This window comes from Ornithinibacillus halotolerans, assembly GCF_014637405.1.
GTDB classification, from domain to species: domain Bacteria; phylum Bacillota; class Bacilli; order Bacillales; family Amphibacillaceae; genus Ornithinibacillus; species Ornithinibacillus halotolerans.
In genome coordinates this window covers 303,587-323,267 of the sequence record NZ_BMEY01000001.1, presented here as the reverse complement: position 1 = coordinate 323,267, position 19,681 = coordinate 303,587, and the positions used below count along the sequence as shown (strand labels likewise).

Sequence of the window (19,681 nt, the reverse complement as noted above, 5' to 3'; positions counted from 1 at the left end):
TGTCACCCTTAGGTAAAGAAGGTACTATAGAAATAGAATATTGATTATATTGGAGCCCTTGTCTTTTTAGTTGACAAGGGTTTCCATTATTTACACTTTCCTGAAATTCTATACTTGCAAAATAAAGCAGGAGGAATATGAGAATGGATATTTCAAAAAATGAGAAGTTGAACTTGTTATTGAATCAAATTGAACTTCCAAAAGAATATGTCAATCAATACTTTGTAAACAGTTTATTATTAAAACTAGATATTTTTAAGCAACAAAAGCAGTGGAACTTTCACATTGAGTTAGAGTCTATCTTACCGACGAATGTATACCAAGAATTACTAACTCGATTAAAACATTCATTTCAACAAATTGCATCAGTAGATTTGTACTTATACACAAGAAGTAAAGAGTATACAGATGAGATTGTAAGAAATTACTGGCAATACTTTTTACAGTCCACGTCAGATATTTCACCTGCTTATAGAGACTTAGTTATTAATCAACTACCAAAAGTTACCGGTAATAAAGTTATATTAACTGCTCGAAATGAAGCAGAAGCATCTGCAGTGAAGAAGAGATTCGATGATAGTTTTAAAGATTTTTGTCATAAAGTAGGGTTATCCTATCATCCACTTACCATTGAAGTTAAAACTGAAATGGATGAAATTCAAAAGTTTCGGGAGCAACAAGCTTTAGAAGATCAAAAAATGGTATTAAAAACCATTCAAGAGAAGGAAAAGCGAGACAAAGAGCGCACTGTTGAAGTAAATCAGCCATTTTCTATTGGATATAAAATTCAAGATGATGCAGTAGAAATGCAAGAAATAGTTGAAGAAGAGAAAAGGATAACGGTTCAAGGTTACGTTTTTGATGTGGAAATTCGAAAATTAAGATCAGGAAGAAGCTTATTAATTGCGAAAGCAACTGACTACACAGATTCTTTACAAATTAAGATGTTCTCTAAAGGGGATGAGGACGCCAATAAATTTGAACAGTTGAAGAAGGGAATGTGGATTAAAGCTCGTGGTAGTATACAAACGGACATGTACTCCAACGAGTTAGCCATGATGGCAAATGATATGCATGAAGTAAAAGTGGCTAGCCGTGAAGATACAGCCCCTGAGTCAGAGAAGCGAGTAGAATTTCATACGCATACAACTATGAGTCAGTTAGATGCAGTTGTTTCACCTTCGAGACTTGTAGAACAAGCTGCGAAATGGGGCCACAAAGCAATTGCCATTACGGATCATGGTGGTTTGCAAGGGTTTCCTGATGCACATGGCGCAGGAAAAAAACATGGTGTGAAGGTAATGTATGGTGTTGAAGCAAATCTTGTCGATGATGGTGTTCCGATTGCATATAATGAACAAGATATCGAATTAGAGGATGCAACATATGTCGTATTTGACGTGGAAACAACAGGTCTTTCTGCAGTCTATGATACGATTATTGAACTTGCTGCAGTAAAAATTCATCAGGGTGAAATTGTCGATCGATTTGAGTCATTTGCTAATCCACACCATCCATTATCCCAAACAACGATAGATTTAACTGGTATTACAGATGACATGGTTAGAAATGCACCAGAAATTGATGACGTATTACGAGATTTTTACGAGTGGAGTGGGGACAGTATTTTTGTCGCTCATAATGCAAGTTTCGATATTGGATTTTTAAATCAAGGCTATCAAAGAATTGGTTATGAAAAAGTACAAAATCCCGTGATTGACACATTGGAACTAGCGAGATTTTTACTGCCAAACTTAAAAAACCATCGCTTAAATACATTATGTAAGCATTTAGATATTGAATTAACGCAACATCACCGAGCAATATATGACGCAGAAGCGACTGGTTACCTACTTTGGAAATTAGTCAAAAGTGCGTTGGAAAGAGAAATTACTAATCATAAGGAATTAAATGACCATATGGGTGAAGGTAATGCTTATCAACGTTCACGACCTTTCCATTGCACACTAATTGCTCAAACACAAGAAGGACTAAAAAACCTTTATAAACTAGTTTCTTTTGCACATATCAATTACTTTTATCGTGTACCACGTATTCCAAGATCTGTTTTACAAAAATATCGCACTGGAATACTTGTTGGTACCGCATGTGATAATGGAGAAGTCTTTGAAACAATGATGCAAAAATCAGCTGAAGAAGCTGAAAATGTTGCAGCATTTTACGATTATATTGAAGTACAACCTCCAACGAACTATACCCATCTGATCGAAAAAGAGCTCGTTCAGAATGAAGCGCAAATTTTAGACATCATTAAGAAGATCGTTGAGGTTGGTGAAAAGTTAGGAAAGAAAGTAATCGCTTCTGGAAATGTTCATTATATTGATAATCATGAAAAACTATATAGACAGATCCTTATCGCATCGCAATCTGGAAATCCTTTAAACCGTGTGAATTTACCAGATACTCCATTCCGCACGACAAACGAAATGTTGGAACTGTTTAGTTTCTTAGGAGCCAAAAAGGCAAAAGAAATTGTTGTGGAAAATACTCAAGCCCTAGCAGATGAAATTGATGATATCTCACCAGTAAAGGATGACTTATATACACCTAAAATTGAAGGTGCTGATGATGAAATTAGAAACCTGTGCTACACAAGGGCAAAAAAAATCTATGGAGAACCTGTTCCTAAAATAGTAACAGACAGGTTAGAGAAGGAACTAGACAGTATTATTAGTAATGGTTTCTCTGTAATCTATCTCATCTCTCATAAATTAGTTAAGAAATCATTAGATGATGGTTACCTAGTAGGATCAAGGGGATCAGTAGGTTCATCTTTCGTAGCGACGATGACTGAAATTACTGAAGTAAATCCTTTACCTCCACACTATGTATGTCCAAGTTGTCATTATAATGAATTTATTACCGATGGCTCTGTTGCCAGTGGTTATGATTTAGCGGATAAGGACTGTCCTAATTGTGGTACCTCGTTAACAAAAGATGGACAAGATATCCCGTTCGAAACATTCCTTGGATTTAAAGGTGATAAAGTACCGGATATTGATTTGAACTTTTCTGGTGAATATCAACCTAAAGCACATAATTACACAAAGGTTTTATTTGGTGAGGATTATGTTTATCGAGCAGGAACTATCGGAACCATTGCTGAGAAAACAGCTTATGGATATGTAAAAGGTTATGCTTCGGATAAAAACTTGATGTTTAAAAATGCAGAAGTAGACCGATTAGTTAAAGGGTGTACCGGAGTAAAGAGAACGACAGGACAGCACCCGGGTGGTATTATCGTTGTACCTGATTATATGGAAATCTATGATTTTACACCTATTCAATTCCCTGCAGATGATAGAAAAAGCGAATGGAAAACAACGCATTTTGACTTCCACTCCATTCATGATAACTTATTGAAATTGGATATACTTGGACACGATGACCCGACTGTTATTCGTATGCTTCAAGATTTAAGTGGAATTGATCCTAAAACAATTCCAACAGATGATAAGGAAGTAATGAAAATATTCTCTAGTACAGAATCGCTAGGTGTGACACCGGAACAAATTAATTGTAAAACTGGCACATTGGGTGTACCAGAGTTTGGGACAAAGTTTGTTCGTCAGATGCTAGAAGATACGAAACCAAGTACGTTTGCAGAATTAGTCATTATTTCTGGATTGTCACATGGAACGGATGTTTGGTTAGGCAATGCTCAAGAATTAATTAATGATGGAATATGTGAGTTACCTGACGTTATTGGTTGTCGTGACGATATAATGGTTTATTTAATGCATAAAGGCTTAGAAGCGTCATTGGCATTTAAAATTATGGAATCTGTACGTAAAGGTAAAGGTCTGCAGGATGAGTGGATCGAAGAAATGAAAAAGCATGGTGTGCCAGACTGGTATGTGGAATCGTGTAAAAAAATAAAATATATGTTCCCGAAAGCCCATGCGGCTGCTTATGTATTAATGGCTGTAAGAATTGCATATTTTAAAGTTCATTATCCAATCTACTTCTATGCTGCATACTTTACGGTAAGAGCGGGAGATTTTGAATTAGATACAATGGTAAAAGGATCTGATGCCTTACGCAAACGTATTGAGGAAATATATGCAAAAGGTAACGATGCTGCTCCAAAAGAAAAGAGTTTATTAACTGTATTAGAAGTAGCGTTAGAAATGTGTGAGCGAGGATTTTCATTCCAAAAAGTAGATTTATATAAATCGAAAGCTAGTGAATTTATAGTAGAAGGTAATACGCTAATTCCACCATTTAATGCCGTTGAAGGACTAGGAACGAATGCAGCAATCAATATTGTTAATGCAAGAGAAGAAGGCGAGTTTCTATCCAAGGAAGACTTAAGAGAACGTAGTAAAATATCTAAAACAGTGTTAGAGTATTTAGATAATCATGGGTGTCTTGAAGGAATGGAAGAGAAAAATCAATTATCTCTTTTCTAAAATAATTGAAACTGTAGAAGAAGAGGTTAGTCATAGGTAATTTACTTGAGTAACCTCTTCCTTTATATCTTCTAATATCTTTCATGACTTATTTTACTTGAAAACGCATAACAATTATATGTATACTTAATTCCGAATTATAAAATATTATTCAATTATACATACAATACACTCTAAGGAAGTGATTGGTTTGTTTGAATTAGAAGAGAGTAAAGATATCCATGGATTTCTCATACTTAATAGAGAACGATTTGAAAAAGAATTATTAAGTGTTGCTGTAAATGTACGAGATAAAATTAATGAGATACACTTAATTGGTAATATTAATTTGCTAGATAATGCTCATCAATTAATTCTTCTTGTAGTAAATCAAAAAGAGAAGGAAGTTATGGAATTTGCTCAAAAAGAAGGCATATTATGGGCAAAGCACGCAATGACTCTTAGCTTTAAACTAGAATGGATTCGAGCAATTCGTAAGACATTTTGGAGTTTTTTAGAATTATTTGATGGTATGAATAGTGTTGATAAAAAGAGTCAAGAATTTTATGCAGAAACAAGTACATATAATGAATTGATTGATTCCTTTATAAATAACTTCTTCATCAGTTATTCTACGTACAAGGATGAACTTATTGAAAAACAACGAACTTTAGTTAACAAATTATCCGTACCAATTATCCCAATAACACCTGATGTGAGTATTTTGCCTTTAATTGGTACAATTGATAGTAATCGTGCAAATGTCATTGAAGAAAAAGTTCTTTTTGAAGTAGGAAGATTACGAATCAAAACGCTAATAATGGATTTATCAGGGATTGCTAAGATGGATAATGATGCAATCGAACTATTTTTAAAATTATTAAATGGCATAACGATGATGGGGAGTAAATTAATTATTACTGGTTTACGTCCTGAAATAGTAAGCAATATGATGAAACTTAATGTCGACTTCGGCACAAAAGTAACTACAAGAGCAACTTTACAAAATGCACTACAAGACTACTTGAAAATTGATCAACTAAACAATAATGATACATTAGAGGACTTATTTTCAAAAGTTATTCAGTGATAATTGTTATGTTAATTCCTTGCTTTGATAGTGTATTTATGGTATATTTTAGAAGCAAGTATTGATAGTGTCGGACTAAAGAGTGGGAATTTCCCACTCTTTCTTCGTAATCTGCCTACTTTGTTTATACTTCCCTTGCCATCTAGGCAAGGGTTTTATATTGGTAAATTAATACTGTATTACATACTAATTTGCTTAAATGGAGTGTGGACATAGTCTAGCTTCAGCATATTCACTACTATTAAATGAAAATAGTGCAGTTAGTCAATAATAACAATTAAGAAGTGCAGCCAGAGTTAAAGGAGGAAGGTTAAATTTGAGCTCTCAAGTTGTAAAAACAACGGAAGAATTAGTACTACCTATATTAGAAGAAAATAATCTTGAATTAGTTGATATTGAATATGTAAAAGAAGGTAAAAATTGGTTTTTACGTATATTTATTGACAAAGAAGGCGGCATAGATATTACAGAATGTGGAGAAGTGTCCGAACAATTAAGTGAAAAGCTAGATGAATTGGACCCAATTAAAGAAGCATACTTTCTAGAAGTCTCCTCACCAGGAGTAGAGCGCCCAATTAAAACTGTGGAAGACTTTACTAAAAGTATTAATAAAAACGTGCATGTGAAGCTTTTTGAGCCAATTGATGGTGAAAAAGTATATGAAGGTATTTTGCTCAGCTTTGAAAATGAAATAGCAACGATTGAATACAAAGTAAAAACGAGAAAAAAACAAGTAGAGATTCCATTTAATAAAATAGCTAAAGCGCGACTAGCTGTAGCACTTTAAAGGGGGAAAATTAGGAAATGAGCAGTCAACTGTTCGATGCAATTGAACATTTAGGTAAAGAAAAAGGTATTGACAAGGAAGTTTTAATTGAGGCATTAGAAGCGGCATTAATTTCTGCTTATAAAAAGAATTTTAAATCTGCTACAAATGTTCGCGTTGAGTTAGATGAAAATGCAGGAACAATGAAAGTTTATTCAAGGAAAACAGTAGTAGAAGAAGTATTGGACCCACAACAAGAAATTTCACTAGATGAAGCTAAAAAAATAGATGTTAATTATGAAATCGAAGACATTATTGAAGTAGAAGTTACACCAAAAGATTTTGGAAGAATTGCAGCTCAGGCTGCTAAACAAGTTGTAACTCAACGTGTTCGAGAAGCTGAGCGTGGTGTTATCTTTAGTGAATATGTGGATCGTGAAGAAGATGTCATGACTGGTATTATCCAACGACTTGATCCTAGATTTGTATATGTAAATCTTGGGAAAGTAGAAGCGAAACTACCAGAATCAGAACAGATGCCAACAGAAGATTATCAAGTTCATGATCGATTAAAAGTATTTGTTACGAAAGTAGAAAATACTAGTAAGGGTCCACAAATCTTTATTTCAAGGTCTCATCCTGGATTATTAAAACGTTTGTTTGAAATGGAAGTACCTGAAATTTATGACGGAATTGTTGAAATAAAGTCTGTTGCGAGAGAAGCAGGAGACCGTTCTAAAATTGCTGTCTATGCTGAAGATCCAGATATTGATCCAGTAGGTTCTTGTGTAGGACAAAAAGGTGGACGTGTTCAAGCAATCGTTAATGAGTTAAAAGGTGAGAAGATTGATATCGTTGAATGGTCTGATGACCCTGTAGTTTACGTATCAAATGCGTTAAGCCCATCGAAAGTAGTTGATGTACTAGTTAACGAAGAAGAGAAGTCGACAACGGTAATTGTACCGGATTATCAACTATCACTTGCAATTGGTAAACGTGGTCAAAATGCGAGACTAGCTGCTAAGTTAACTGGTTGGAAAATAGATATTAAGAGTGAAACTGATGCACTTAATGAAGGGTTAATAAATGAGCAAGCTGAGGAAGAAAATCTAGATATCGAAGAGGACTTGTTCGAATAAGGGAGAGATATTTATGGTCGGGAAACGTAAAACTCCAGAGCGTAAATGTGTAGTAACCAATGAAATGAAACCTAAAAAGGAATTAATTCGAGTTGTACGAAACAAAGAAGGAGAGGTCTTTGTTGATCCAACTGGAAAGAAAAATGGTAGAGGTGCATACTTGTCAAAAGATTTAAATGTAGTTGAACAAGCTGAAAAAACAGGTGTACTAAATAAACATTTAAATGTTGAAGTAGATGACTCTATCTATAGCGAATTAAGAAGGTTAATAAGTGGTCGCAATGAAAAATAACTATTTAAATATTATTGGGATAGCATTTCGAGCGGGTAAATGTTCAATTGGGGAAGAAACGATTGTTAAAGACATTCAAAAGAGTAGAGCAAAATTAGTGTTAATCGCAAATGACGTAGGTCCGCAAACGAAAAAAAAGTTAACAGATAAATGTCACTCTTATGAAATACCATATTTCATCGTTCAAGATGACCGCCATACTTTATCAAATGCTATCGGGAAATCCCAAAGAGTAGCCATTGCAGTATTAGACGAGGGTTTTGCAAAAAAACTAATGTCGTTACTCGGGTAAATAAATTCGGGGGTGAACATATGCGTAAAATGCGTGTATATGAGTATGCAAAACAACAAAATGTAACAAGTAAAGATGTTATTAATTTCTTAAAAGAGAATAATATTGAAGTCTCTAATCATATGTCAACAATAGAAGGAGATACTATTAAGAAGCTAGATCAAAAATTCTCTACTAAAAAAGAATCAACAACATCTAATAATCAAAATGAAACACAATCTAAAACAAAAGTAACAAGTAATACAGAAGAAAAGAATAAAGAATCAAAACCAAAACAAAAGTCTCAAACAAACCGTGGGGAGCAACAGAATAAAAAACATATGAATAATAAACCAAAAACAAACAACAAACAACAACAGAATAGAAATGCAAAGAATAACAAAAAAAATCATAATAAAGCGAAGGAGCAACATGTGGTGAAAGAGACACCGAAAGAGATTAAATACTCCGGAACTTTAACTGTTGGCGACTTAGCTGACAAATTAAATAAAGATGCATCTGAAATTATTAAAAAGTTAATGTTTTTAGGAGTAATGGCAACTAAAAACCAAGATCTAGATGATGATGCGATTGAACTTATCTGTGCGGAATTTGACGTTGCAGTTGAGAAAGAAATTATTTTAGAAGATACAGACCTTGATAAATATATGGAAGTCGATAATGAAGCTGATTTAGTGGAAAGACCTTCTGTTGTAACAATTATGGGACACGTTGACCATGGTAAAACAACTTTATTAGATTCTATCCGTAATACAAAAGTTACAGCCGGAGAAGCCGGTGGAATTACCCAACATATCGGAGCTTATCAAATTAAAAGAGATGGTAAGAAAATTACATTTCTAGATACACCTGGGCATGCTGCGTTTACAAGTATGCGTTCACGTGGTGCACAAATCACTGATATTGCAATATTAGTTGTAGCAGCAGATGATGGTGTAATGCCTCAAACTGTTGAAGCGATAAACCACGCGAAAGCTGCAGAAGTGCCAATTATCGTTGCCGTAAATAAAATTGATAAAGAAACAGCTAACCCGGATCGTGTAATGCAAGAACTTACAGAATACGAATTAATTCCTGAGGACTGGGGTGGAGATACTATTTTCGTACCTCTTTCTGCCCTAAAAGGTGAAGGAATTGACGACCTGTTAGAAATGATTATTTTAGTTTCTGAAGTAGAAGAACTGAAAGCTAATCCTAATCGTAACGCAACTGGAACTGTTATTGAAGCACAGTTAGATAAAGGTCGCGGTTCAGTAGCTACATTACTAGTGCAAAATGGAACATTGCATGTTGGTGATCCAATTGTAGTAGGAAGTACTTTTGGCCGTGTTCGTGCAATGGTAAATGACATTGGACAACGAGTAAAAGAAGCTGGACCATCAACTCCAGTTGAAATAACTGGTTTAAATGATGTTCCTCAAGCAGGGGATCAATTTGTCGTATTTAAAGATGAGAAGACTGCACGACAAATTGGTGAAGCACGTCAACAAAAACAAATTCAAGAAAATAGATCAGAAAGCACAAAAGTTAGCTTAGAAGATTTATTTGAACAAATTAAACAAGGTGAAATGAAAGAAATTAATGTCATCTTAAAAGCTGATGTACAAGGTACTGTAGAAGCATTAGCATCTTCACTACAAAAAATTGAAGTAGAAGGTGTGAAGATTAAGATTATCCATACTGGTGTCGGTGCCATTACTGAATCTGATATTATTCTTGCATCTGCATCGAATGCTATTGTGATCGGATTTAACGTTCGCCCTGATGCAAATGCTCGTAATGCTGCCGATTCAGAAAAAGTAGATATTCGCTTACACCGTGTAATTTATAAAGCAATTGAAGAAATTGAAGCGGCAATGAAAGGTATGCTAGATCCAGAATTTGAAGAAAAAGTAATTGGTCAAGCAGAAGTTCGTGAAACATTTAAAGTTTCTAAAGTTGGAACAATCGCAGGTAGCTATGTGACAGATGGTAAGATTACTCGTGATGCAGGTGTACGTCTAATTCGAAATGGTGTTGTCTTATTTGAAGGTGAAATTGATGCCTTAAGACGTTTCAAAGATGACGTGAAAGAAGTAGCTCAAAATTATGAGTGTGGTATTACGATTAAAAATTATAATGATATTAAAGAAGGAGATATCATTGAAGCATTCGTCATGGAGGAAATAGAACGTCGATGATTTTCTATGTAGAGGTAGAATGCTTATTGTATGATGCACATTCTTTAAAAGATAAGCGCTCAATTATAAAAAGGTTACTTGCTAAACTTCGGATTGAATTTAATGTTGCTGTAACAGAATTAGACTTTCATGATTTATGGCAACGTACGAAGCTTGGCATTGTAACCATTACGAATGAAAGAGCGCATGGTGATAAGGTCGTACAAGAAGTCCTCCGAGTAATAGATACGTATACTGAACTAGAACGAACGATTACGAACGTTGAAATAGTTTAGGGATACTATGTATCATGTCTTCTTATATAATGAGGTGATAATATATGAGTAACTTACGAGCAACTCGTGTTGCCGAACAAATGAAAAAAGAACTTGGAGAAATTTTAACAAGAAAAATTAAGGACCCTCGCGTCGGGTTTGTTACTGTTACTGATGTCGAAGTAACTGGTGACTTACAACAGGCAACGGTGTATATCTCTGTCCTTGGCGATGATTCAAAAAAGAAAGATACATTGCTTGGTTTAGCGAAAGCCAAAGGTTTTATTCGTTCTGAGATTGGCAGTCGTATTAGATTACGAAAAACACCGGAAATTAATTTTGAATTTGATGAAGCACTCGAATATGGAAACCGAATTGATTCCATTTTACGGGATTTAAATAAGCAATGAATTATAGATTGTAATAATAAAAAATCTGACTCGGTTGGGTCAGATTTTTGTTAGAAGTAAACTATTGGGAGGTACAACGAATGGACGGAATATTACCTCTATGGAAACCAAAAGGTATGACATCACATGATTGTGTCATGAAAATTAGAAGGCTATTTGGAACGAGAAAAGTAGGCCATACTGGAACGCTTGATCCGGAAGTAGAAGGTGTACTACCAATTTGTATAGGTCAAGCAACTAAAATAGTTCAGTTTTTAACAGAGACGAAAAAGATATATGTTGCTGAATTAACTTTAGGGACATCTACGGAAACAGAAGATGCATATGGAAATATCGTCGAAGAAGTAACAGTTGAAAAAATTCCATCTCTACAAGAAATTGAAAACGTGTTACAATCTTTTGTAGGTGAAATTAAACAAGTACCTCCAATGTATTCGGCAGTTAAGGTGAATGGTAAGAAATTGTATGAATACGCTCGGGCAAACGAGACGGTAGATCGACCAGTTAGAAAAGTATTTATTCATGATATTAACTTATTATCTACGGAAGAAAAATCGATAACTTTTCGTGTTACATGTTCAAAAGGTACATATATTCGTACATTATGTGTTGATATAGGTGAAGAGTTAGGTTATCCAGCACATATGTCCTTTTTAGTCCGTGAAGCAACAGGAGAAATTACAAAAGAAGATACTATCACGTTTGAAGAAATAGAATCCGCAAGTGCTGATAAAAGACATGAATTTCTTCTTCCTATTACGAACGGCTTAACACATTTGGATACGTTACAAGTAGATACGGAAACAAAACAAAAGGTACTTAATGGGCAAAAATTAATAAAGCCAAAAATTATTACTGATACGAAACCATTTAAAGTAATGCATGGTGAAAGAATTTTAGCAATTTATGCGGTACATCCTAATAAAGAGCAAGAAATTAAACCGATTCGTGTGTTTAGCGATTCGTGAAGTAGGTGAGAATATGGAAACAATCGAATTAACATATCCACATCAGTTAAATAGAGATGAGATGCCAAATACAGTTGCAGCAATTGGTTTTTTTGACGGTATACATAAAGGCCATCAAACCGTAATCCAAACCGCTATAAAACTAGCAGAAACTAAAAATATGGAAAGTGCTGTTATTACTTTTTATCCTCATCCTTCTGTAGTACTTAGGAATAATCAGGAAGTGAAATATATTACACCTCCACATGATAAACAAGTGGTTTTAGAAGAATTAGGCGTTGATAGGCTTTATATTATTAATTTTAATAAACAGCTTTCCACGTTAACTCCAGAACATTTCCTGGAACATTTTATTGTAGGGTTAAATATTCATCATATTGTTGCTGGCTTTGATTATACTTATGGTCATAAAGGGAAAGGTAACATGGAGACAATAAAGGAACATGCAAAAGGAAAGTTCGATTATACGGTAATCGATAAAGTAATACTGGATGGGGAAAAAGTAAGTTCTACAAAAATACGAAGTTTACTTGATATAGGAGATATCGAGCAAGTGAATGAACTACTTGGTAGAGTTTTCACAACAAGTGGAACAGTCGTTTCAGGATTTAAACGTGGTCGAGAACTTGGCTATCCAACTGCGAATATTCAGTATAATAATGTAGCTCATTTGCCGAAAGCAGGTATTTATGCGGTACAAGTAATTATTGATGGCAACCTTTATCGAGGAATGGCAAGCCTCGGCGTCAATCCTACATTCTCGGATGAACGATCAAATTTATCTCTAGAAGTATATATTTTTGATTTTAATCAAGATATATATGGAAAAGAGATTATCGTAGAGTGGTATAATTTTATACGTAATGAGGAAAAATTTGATAATGTAGAAGCGTTGATTCAGCAAATGGATCAAGATGAGAAAGATATTCGTCGTATATTTAGTTCCATGCAATAATTCTTTTTTATTTGTTTTTATCTTAACCTTGTAAATACTATTAGAAAAATGATATACTATAAAAGTTAAAACCTTCGCTTGGCAATTCGAGACTCCGACGATTGCTAGGGGACAGGGGATATTTAACTAATAATAGGAGGTGCCTAATATGGCTATTACAAAAGAACGTAAAAATGAGATTATCAATGAATACAAAGTTCATGAAAATGACACTGGTTCTCCAGAAGTACAGATTGCTGTATTAACTGAAGAAATCAATACATTAAATGATCATTTACGTGTTCATAAAAAAGATCATCATTCACGTCGTGGGCTTTTAAAAATGGTTGGTAAACGTCGTAACCTACTTAACTACCTACGTAATAAAGATGTTACACGTTACCGTGACCTAATTCAAAAGCTTGGCTTACGTAGATAATGTGAAAAGCAGGAGTAATCCTGCTTTTTTTTCTACGTTTTAATGAAATACATAGATAAAATTTACATTCATGATTATAAAGTATAAAATGAAATAAGTAGTGTTAACGAAAGGAGTTTTTAGTAATAATGGCCCAAGATAAACAAGTTTTCTCCACAGAAATAGGCGGGAAGCCGTTTATAGTTGAAATTGGAGAATTGGCAAAGCAAGCTGGTGGAGCTTGTATGGTACAGTATGGGGATTCTTCTGTATTAGCAGTTGCTACTGCATCCAAAGAACCGAAAGATCTTCCATTCTTTCCATTAACGGTTAATTATGAAGAAAGATTATACGCTGTAGGTAAAATACCAGGTGGTTTCATTAAGAGAGAAGGAAGACCAAGTGAGAAAGCTATTCTTGCTTCTAGACTGATTGACCGACCAATTCGTCCTCTATTCCCAGATGGTTATCGAAATGAAGTTCAAGTAATTAGTACAGTTATGAGTGTGGATCAAGATTGCTCAACTGAAATAGCTGCAATGGTTGGTTCATCAATCGCTCTTTCCATTTCAAATATACCGTTTGAACAACCAATTGCTGGAGTGCATGTTGGAAGAGTGGATGGGGAATTCATCATCAACCCTACAGTTGAACAAGAAGCAAAAAGTGATATTGAACTTACTGTTGCAGGGACAAAAGATGCAATAAACATGGTTGAAGCTGGAGCAAATGAAGTTCCTGAGGAAGTAATGTTAGAAGCAATCATGTTTGGTCATGAGGAAATTAAGAGACTTGTTGCGTTCCAAGAGGAAATTGTACAAGCTATCCAACCTGAAAAATCAGAAGTAGTTTTATTTGAAGTAGATCAAGAGCTAAAAACTAAAGTAGTCGATGAAGCACATGACAAATTGCTGGCTGCAATCCAAGTGAAAGAAAAACATGCAAGAGAAGATGCTATTAGTGAAGTAAAAGCAGAAGTATTAGCTACCTATGAAGAAGAAGAAGCGGATATAATTAAAAAGGTTAGTTCTATTCTTGACCATATGGTAAAAGAAGAAGTGCGTCGACTAATCACAAAAGAAAAAATTCGCCCTGATGGCCGTAAACCAGATGAAATTCGTCCATTATCTTCACGAATTGGCCTTCTTCCTAGAGCACATGGTTCTGGTCTATTTACGAGAGGTCAAACTCAAGCATTAAGTGTTTGTACTCTAGGTGCACTAGGGGATGTACAGATTTTAGATGGATTAGACTTGGAAGAATCAAAACGGTTTATGCATCATTATAATTTCCCACAATATAGTGTTGGAGAAACAGGACCAATGCGTGGACCAGGTCGCCGTGAAATAGGACATGGTGCCTTAGGGGAAAGAGCACTAGAAAAAGTTATTCCATCTGAAAAAGATTTCCCATATACAATCCGTTTAGTATCAGAAGTTTTAGAATCTAATGGTTCTACTTCACAAGCAAGTATTTGTGCAAGTACGTTAGCGATGATGGATGCAGGTGTTCCTATTAAGTCTCCTGTTGCTGGTATTGCAATGGGACTTGTTAAATCTGGTGAAGATTATACAATCCTAACTGATATCCAAGGAATGGAAGATGCATTAGGAGATATGGACTTTAAAGTTGCTGGTACAGAAAATGGTGTAACTGCCTTACAAATGGATATTAAAATTGATGGACTATCTAGAGAAATCTTAGAGGAAGCATTAACTCAAGCTAAAAAAGGTCGTATGCAAATTCTAGAAAGTATGATGGAAACGATATCCAAACCGAAAGAACAATTATCTGCATATGCGCCTAAGATATTAACAATGAGTATCAATCCTGATAAGATTCGTGATGTAATTGGTCCAAGTGGAAAACAAATTAATAAAATAATTGATGAAACAGGCGTTAAAATTGATATTGAACAAGATGGAAGTATCTTTATCTCTTCAACTGATCCAGAGATGAATGATAAAGCTAAAGCAATTATTGAAGACATCGTGCGTGAAGTCGAAGTTGGACAAGTGTATTTAGGTACTGTTAAGCGTATTGAGAAATTTGGTGCGTTTGTTGAAATATTTAAAGGAAAAGACGGTCTTGTTCATATTTCTGAACTTGCAGAAGAGCGTACAAACAAAGTTGAAGATGTTGTTAAGTTAGGGGACCAAATCATGGTTAAGGTTAAAGAAATTGACCAACAAGGCCGAGTGAACTTATCCCGTAAAGCAGTACTAAAGGAACAAAAAGAAAAAGCTGAAAAATCTACAATGTAGGACAATCAAGAAGCTGGAATTCCAGTTTCTTTTTTTTCATATTCCCTTCTTTCATATCTTGTCCTCTCTAGTCATATAAATGAAGAGAGGAGTGATGATATGTATAAATATCGGAATTATATTAATCTTGTTGTTTTTGTTATTATTGTATTTTTATCCTTTAATATAGAGCACAATCCGTTTCGTACAGAAAGTCAATCTGTATTCCAACAAATTGTGAAGTCGGAAGACCCTCTATTTAAAGAAATTCAAGAAAAACGAGCATCTTATGAAGAAGAACCAAAAGATGCATATATTGATAGAGTGTGGAAAAAAATGCCTGGTCGGAATGGACGAGTAGTAGATTTAGATGCGTCCTATGATCGGATGAAAAAATATGGGAAATTTAAAGAAGATCTAATTGTTTACAAACAAGTACCACCAAAGGTATCTATTCAAGATTTAGAACCATCACCTATTTATAGAGGCCATCCTGAAAAACAAATGGTAGCCTTTTTAATAAATGTTTCTTGGGGAACAGAACATATTCCAGAAGTACTTAATACATTAAAAGAACATAATGTGAAAGCAACATTCTTTATAGAAGGTAAGTGGGCAAAAGAGAATGTAGAATATGTGAAAATGATTCACGAACAGGGACATACTATTGGTAACCACGCTTATAACCATCCAGATATGGCAAGACTAGGTAGGGCGGAAATCGTAAAACAAATTAAAGACACGAACGATGTGATTAAGGCCATAACAGATGAAAATCCAAAATGGTTTGCACCTCCAAGTGGTAGCTTTAACCAAGAAGTTGTTAAAGTGTCTGAGGAGCTTAACATGTACACCATTCTATGGTCAGTGGATACGATAGATTGGAAAAATCCAACAGTAGATGTTATGATGAACCGGGTAATGAATAAGATTCATCCAGGTGCAACAATCCTAATGCACCCTACGCCAGTAATTGCAAATGGCCTGCCGCAATTAATTACTGCTTTAAAAGAAAAAAAGTATGAGATTGCGACTATTGATAAATTATTATCAGAGACACGATAGCATAACTATACAGGAGGAACTAACTTGATAGAAAAATATACAAGTAATAATGGATTGCGAATAGTTTTAGAGAAGATACCAGCGGTTCGGTCTGTTACAATTGGAATTTGGGTACTAACAGGTTCACGGAATGAAGAGAAGAGTAATAACGGAATCTCACACTTTTTAGAACATATGTTTTTTAAAGGGACTAAAACACGAACAGCTACAGATATTGCAGAAGCATTCGATTCCATTGGTGGTCAAGTAAATGCTTTCACTTCAAAAGAATATACTTGTTATTATGCAAAAGTACTTGATACACATAAGGAATATGCATTAGATATTTTAGCAGATATGTTCTTTAACTCTTCCTTTGATGAAGAAGAGATGGAGAGGGAAAAGAAAGTAGTGCTTGAGGAAATTAAAATGTATGAAGATACTCCAGATGATATCGTACATGATTTATTAGCAAAAGCTTCATATGGAGATCATCCATTAGGATATCCAATACTTGGAACGGAAGAACGGTTAAAATCGTTTTCTCCAGATAATTTAAGAGAATATATACATAATCAATATACACCAGAAAATGTCGTCGTTTCAGTAGCTGGTAATGTAGATACTGACTTCATCAGTAAGATTGAAAACTATTTTGGTCAATATCATTCAACTGTACAACGAACGGAGTTTACTAAACCAAGTTTTTTAAGTGAACAAATTGAACGCCATAAAGATACAGAACAAGCACATTTATGTATTGGCTATAATGGGCTTCCACTAGGATCAGAAGATGTTTATAGTTTAATCATTCTTAATAATGTTCTCGGTGGTAGTATGAGTTCGAGATTATTTCAAGAAGTAAGAGAAAAACGTGGCCTTGCTTATTCTGTTTTTTCCTACCACTCTTCGTTTTTAGATAATGGTCTCTTAACCATTTATGCTGGGACTGGTAAAGAACAACTTTCTTTATTAAAAGAAACGATTGAAAACACTGTTCAACTATTATCTGAAAAAGGACTTACAGAAAAAGAATTAAAGAATAGTAAAGAACAATTAAAAGGAAGCTTAATGCTTAGCTTGGAGAGTACAAATAGCCGAATGAGCCGAAATGGGAAGAACGAATTACTTTTAAAAAGGCATCGAACATTAGATGAAATGATCCAGGAAATCGATGCTGTGAGTCATGAATCAATACGTAAAGTAATTGACTCTACTTTTGGAACAAAGCCATCAACTGCAATAATTGCACCAAAATTAGTGTAATATAAGAAAAGAATCTATGATACATAGGTTCTTTTTTTTTGCATATAAATGTAATATTAACCGTGTAGGAGGCCAATTTATGCGCTATAACGAAATTAGTAATAAAGAGATAGTGAATATATCAAATGGAAAACGACTTGGACTTCTCGGTCAAACTGATTTAGAAATTGATGAAGATACGGGACAAATTAAATCATTTGTTCTTCCGAATTATAAGTGGTTCGGATTAAAAAAAGAGGGGGAAGTTGCGAAAATCCATTGGAACTCCATCAGAAAAATTGGCGAAGATATGATTATGATTGAATCAGATTAAAGATTTTTATTAAAGGTTAGTATCCAAATTAGGATACTAGCCTTTTTTTTGTATTTTAATAAGTAACATTCACTAACCGCCTAATTATTCATAAGCTATAAAGAAAAATGCTTTAGTTAACAAGCAAATTATTGTTATTTTGATATTTCAAACTCAATTTGGAGGGTGTTCTAAGTAATGAAACAAATCATAGCTGTAATAGGTGGAGATGCCAGATATTTAGAATTAATAAGGCAACTACAAAAAACTCCTAATTCCGAATTAATCTTAAGTGGATACGATAAATTAGAACAAGGATTTACAGGTTTAAATCAAATAGATTTTCAAGAATTAGATGTGGAAACATTAGATATTGTTATTTTGCCGATAACAGGAACAGATGAAGAAGGAAGAGTAGAAACTGTATTTTCTACACAAGACATTCAATTGACGGAAGAATGGTTTCTAAGGTTAAAAGAAAAAGCAGTCGTATTTACAGGAATAACAAATGACCATTTATCTGAATTAACAACGAAAACAAATACAACATTAATCCCTTTATTGAATCGTGATGATGTTGCTATTTATAATTCTATCCCTACCGCAGAAGGTGCCATAATGATGGCAATTGAAAATACAGATTACACTATACACTCTTCAAGAGTTATCGTTACAGGATTTGGAAGGGTTGGGAACACGGTAGCTAATAGATTTTCTGCATTAGGAGCAAAAGTATCTGTTGCAACAAAAAAATCAGCAGATTTAGCAAGAATAACTGAAATGGGATTGACGCCAATTGCCTTAAACAAATTACCAGAATATACAAGTGAATGTGATTTGTTAATTAATACCATTCCAGCTTTAGTAATTAAGAAAGATTCCATTCAAAACTTACCATCGAATGCTGTCATTATCGATTTAGCTTCCAAACCTGGTGGGACTGATTTTGAATTTGCGAAACAGAGGGGAATAGAAGCTATTTTAGCACGAAGTTTACCAAGTATTGTAGCCCCAAAAACAGCGGGTAAAATCTTGGCAGATGTCATTATTCAAATATTAACGAAAGAAAAGGAGTTATTAGGATGGAATTAAAAGGTAAACGAATTGGTTTCGGAGTAACAGGATCACACTGTACGTATGAAGCAGTATTTGGACCAATGGAACGACTGATGGAATTAGGTGCAGAAGTTGTTCCGGTTGTCACCTATACAGTCGCTAATATTGACACTAAATTTGGAAAGGCAAAAGATCATATAGCACGCATAGAAGAAATTACAGGGAAAGAAGTAATTTCGACAATGCCAGGTGCTGAACCATTAGGACCTAAATATCCATTAGATTGTATGGTTATTGCTCCAATCACAGGAAATTCTATGAGTAAATTTGCAAATGCACAAACTGATTCACCGCCATTAATGGCAGCAAAAGCAACGATGAGAAATGGCAGTCCAGTTGTTTTAGGTATATCTACAAATGATGCATTAGGACTAAATGGTGTTAATTTAATGCGATTAATGGCAAGTAAATATATTTACTTCGTCCCTTTTGGTCAAGATGATCCAATTAAAAAACCTAACTCCTTAGTAGCAAAAATGGAATTGTTAACTGATACTGTCGAGGAAGCTTTAGATGGGAAACAAATACAGCCTGTTTTAGTTCCATTTACAGAATAAGGTATGGT

18 protein-coding genes are annotated in these 19,681 nt (G+C 34.5%); all 18 read left to right on the top strand.

Features of this window, described 5'->3' with window-relative positions; translation table 11 throughout:
* The first annotated feature begins 143 nt into the window (after positions 1-143).
* The 18 genes from IEV35_RS01705 (at position 144) to dpaB (ending at position 19,673) form a co-directional block, all read left to right on the top strand.
* Positions 144-4,433, top strand: a complete 4,290-nt coding sequence (locus tag IEV35_RS01705; RefSeq protein WP_188382948.1) for a PolC-type DNA polymerase III — start codon at positions 144-146, stop codon at positions 4,431-4,433.
* Between the two features lie 190 nt (positions 4,434-4,623).
* On the top strand, positions 4,624-5,502 hold the full coding sequence (locus tag IEV35_RS01700; RefSeq protein ID WP_188382947.1) for an STAS domain-containing protein: 879 nt from the start codon (positions 4,624-4,626) through the stop codon (positions 5,500-5,502).
* Between the two features lie 316 nt (positions 5,503-5,818).
* Positions 5,819-6,289 carry a ribosome maturation factor RimP gene (gene rimP, locus IEV35_RS01695; RefSeq protein WP_188382946.1) on the top strand — a complete coding sequence of 157 codons (471 nt, stop codon included), beginning with the start codon at positions 5,819-5,821 and terminating at the stop codon, positions 6,287-6,289.
* A gap of 17 nt (positions 6,290-6,306) precedes the next feature.
* Positions 6,307-7,407 carry a transcription termination factor NusA gene (gene nusA / locus IEV35_RS01690; protein ID WP_188382945.1) on the top strand — a complete coding sequence of 367 codons (1,101 nt, stop codon included), beginning with the start codon at positions 6,307-6,309 and terminating at the stop codon, positions 7,405-7,407.
* 13 nt (positions 7,408-7,420) lie between these two features.
* Complete coding sequence (rnpM, locus tag IEV35_RS01685) at positions 7,421-7,699, top strand: RNase P modulator RnpM (RefSeq protein ID WP_188382944.1); 279 nt, start codon at positions 7,421-7,423, stop codon at positions 7,697-7,699.
* A complete protein-coding gene (locus tag IEV35_RS01680; protein WP_188382943.1) occupies positions 7,689-7,991 on the top strand; it encodes a L7Ae/L30e/S12e/Gadd45 family ribosomal protein in 303 nt (100 codons plus the stop codon). The genes rnpM and IEV35_RS01680 overlap by 11 nt, the downstream gene beginning before the upstream one ends.
* A 20-nt stretch (positions 7,992-8,011) precedes the next feature.
* Positions 8,012-10,171, top strand: coding sequence for a translation initiation factor IF-2 (infB, locus tag IEV35_RS01675; protein WP_188382942.1), 2,160 nt, complete (start codon positions 8,012-8,014; stop codon positions 10,169-10,171).
* Positions 10,168-10,446 carry a DUF503 domain-containing protein gene (locus IEV35_RS01670; RefSeq protein WP_188382941.1) on the top strand — a complete coding sequence of 93 codons (279 nt, stop codon included), beginning with the start codon at positions 10,168-10,170 and terminating at the stop codon, positions 10,444-10,446. Before infB ends, IEV35_RS01670 begins: the two co-directional genes overlap by 4 nt.
* A gap of 44 nt (positions 10,447-10,490) precedes the next feature.
* Complete coding sequence (gene rbfA / locus IEV35_RS01665; RefSeq protein WP_188382940.1) at positions 10,491-10,835, top strand: 30S ribosome-binding factor RbfA; 345 nt, start codon at positions 10,491-10,493, stop codon at positions 10,833-10,835.
* Positions 10,836-10,915: 80 nt separating this feature from the next.
* The gene (truB, locus tag IEV35_RS01660) at positions 10,916-11,803 is read left to right on the top strand and encodes a tRNA pseudouridine(55) synthase TruB (protein WP_188382939.1); all 888 of its coding nucleotides are present in this window, start codon (positions 10,916-10,918) and stop codon (positions 11,801-11,803) included.
* A 13-nt stretch (positions 11,804-11,816) separates the two neighbouring features.
* Positions 11,817-12,758 carry a bifunctional riboflavin kinase/FAD synthetase gene (locus IEV35_RS01655; RefSeq protein ID WP_188382938.1) on the top strand — a complete coding sequence of 314 codons (942 nt, stop codon included), beginning with the start codon at positions 11,817-11,819 and terminating at the stop codon, positions 12,756-12,758.
* A gap of 148 nt (positions 12,759-12,906) precedes the next feature.
* The gene (gene rpsO / locus IEV35_RS01650; protein WP_188382937.1) at positions 12,907-13,176 is read left to right on the top strand and encodes a 30S ribosomal protein S15; all 270 of its coding nucleotides are present in this window, start codon (positions 12,907-12,909) and stop codon (positions 13,174-13,176) included.
* A gap of 128 nt (positions 13,177-13,304) precedes the next feature.
* Positions 13,305-15,419, top strand: coding sequence for a polyribonucleotide nucleotidyltransferase (locus IEV35_RS01645; RefSeq protein ID WP_188382936.1), 2,115 nt, complete (start codon positions 13,305-13,307; stop codon positions 15,417-15,419).
* A 99-nt stretch (positions 15,420-15,518) separates the two neighbouring features.
* Entirely contained in the window at positions 15,519-16,463 is a 945-nt protein-coding gene (locus IEV35_RS01640; protein ID WP_188382935.1) for a polysaccharide deacetylase family protein, read from the top strand.
* Positions 16,464-16,487: 24 nt separating this feature from the next.
* Positions 16,488-17,708 (top strand): M16 family metallopeptidase, encoded by a 1,221-nt coding sequence (locus IEV35_RS01635; RefSeq protein WP_188382934.1) that lies wholly within the window; start codon positions 16,488-16,490, stop codon positions 17,706-17,708.
* Between the two features lie 79 nt (positions 17,709-17,787).
* Entirely contained in the window at positions 17,788-18,021 is a 234-nt protein-coding gene (locus IEV35_RS01630) for a YlmC/YmxH family sporulation protein (protein WP_188382933.1), read from the top strand.
* Positions 18,022-18,198: 177 nt separating this feature from the next.
* A complete protein-coding gene (gene dpaA, locus IEV35_RS01625; protein ID WP_188382932.1) occupies positions 18,199-19,092 on the top strand; it encodes a dipicolinic acid synthetase subunit A in 894 nt (297 codons plus the stop codon).
* A complete protein-coding gene (dpaB, locus tag IEV35_RS01620) occupies positions 19,083-19,673 on the top strand; it encodes a dipicolinate synthase subunit B (protein WP_188382931.1) in 591 nt (196 codons plus the stop codon). Before dpaA ends, dpaB begins: the two co-directional genes overlap by 10 nt.
* The last annotated feature ends 8 nt before the right edge of the window (positions 19,674-19,681 follow it).

Excerpts from the sequence above, each read along its gene's own strand:
- IEV35_RS01705 (WP_188382948.1), top strand. The coding sequence starts at position 144 with ATGGATATTTCAAAAAATGAGAAGTTGAACTTGTTATTGAATCAAATT.
- nusA (WP_188382945.1), top strand. The coding sequence starts at position 6,307 with ATGAGCAGTCAACTGTTCGATGCAATTGAACATTTAGGTAAAGAAAAA.
- rnpM (WP_188382944.1), top strand. The coding sequence starts at position 7,421 with ATGGTCGGGAAACGTAAAACTCCAGAGCGTAAATGTGTAGTAACCAAT.
- IEV35_RS01680 (WP_188382943.1), top strand. The coding sequence starts at position 7,689 with ATGAAAAATAACTATTTAAATATTATTGGGATAGCATTTCGAGCGGGT.
- infB (WP_188382942.1), top strand. The coding sequence starts at position 8,012 with ATGCGTAAAATGCGTGTATATGAGTATGCAAAACAACAAAATGTAACA.
- IEV35_RS01670 (WP_188382941.1), top strand. The coding sequence starts at position 10,168 with ATGATTTTCTATGTAGAGGTAGAATGCTTATTGTATGATGCACATTCT.
- rbfA (WP_188382940.1), top strand. The coding sequence starts at position 10,491 with ATGAGTAACTTACGAGCAACTCGTGTTGCCGAACAAATGAAAAAAGAA.
- truB (WP_188382939.1), top strand. The coding sequence starts at position 10,916 with ATGGACGGAATATTACCTCTATGGAAACCAAAAGGTATGACATCACAT.
- IEV35_RS01655 (WP_188382938.1), top strand. The coding sequence starts at position 11,817 with ATGGAAACAATCGAATTAACATATCCACATCAGTTAAATAGAGATGAG.
- rpsO (WP_188382937.1), top strand. The coding sequence starts at position 12,907 with ATGGCTATTACAAAAGAACGTAAAAATGAGATTATCAATGAATACAAA.
- IEV35_RS01645 (WP_188382936.1), top strand. The coding sequence starts at position 13,305 with ATGGCCCAAGATAAACAAGTTTTCTCCACAGAAATAGGCGGGAAGCCG.
- IEV35_RS01640 (WP_188382935.1), top strand. The coding sequence starts at position 15,519 with ATGTATAAATATCGGAATTATATTAATCTTGTTGTTTTTGTTATTATT.
- IEV35_RS01630 (WP_188382933.1), top strand. The coding sequence starts at position 17,788 with ATGCGCTATAACGAAATTAGTAATAAAGAGATAGTGAATATATCAAAT.
- dpaA (WP_188382932.1), top strand. The coding sequence starts at position 18,199 with ATGAAACAAATCATAGCTGTAATAGGTGGAGATGCCAGATATTTAGAA.
- dpaB (WP_188382931.1), top strand. The coding sequence starts at position 19,083 with ATGGAATTAAAAGGTAAACGAATTGGTTTCGGAGTAACAGGATCACAC.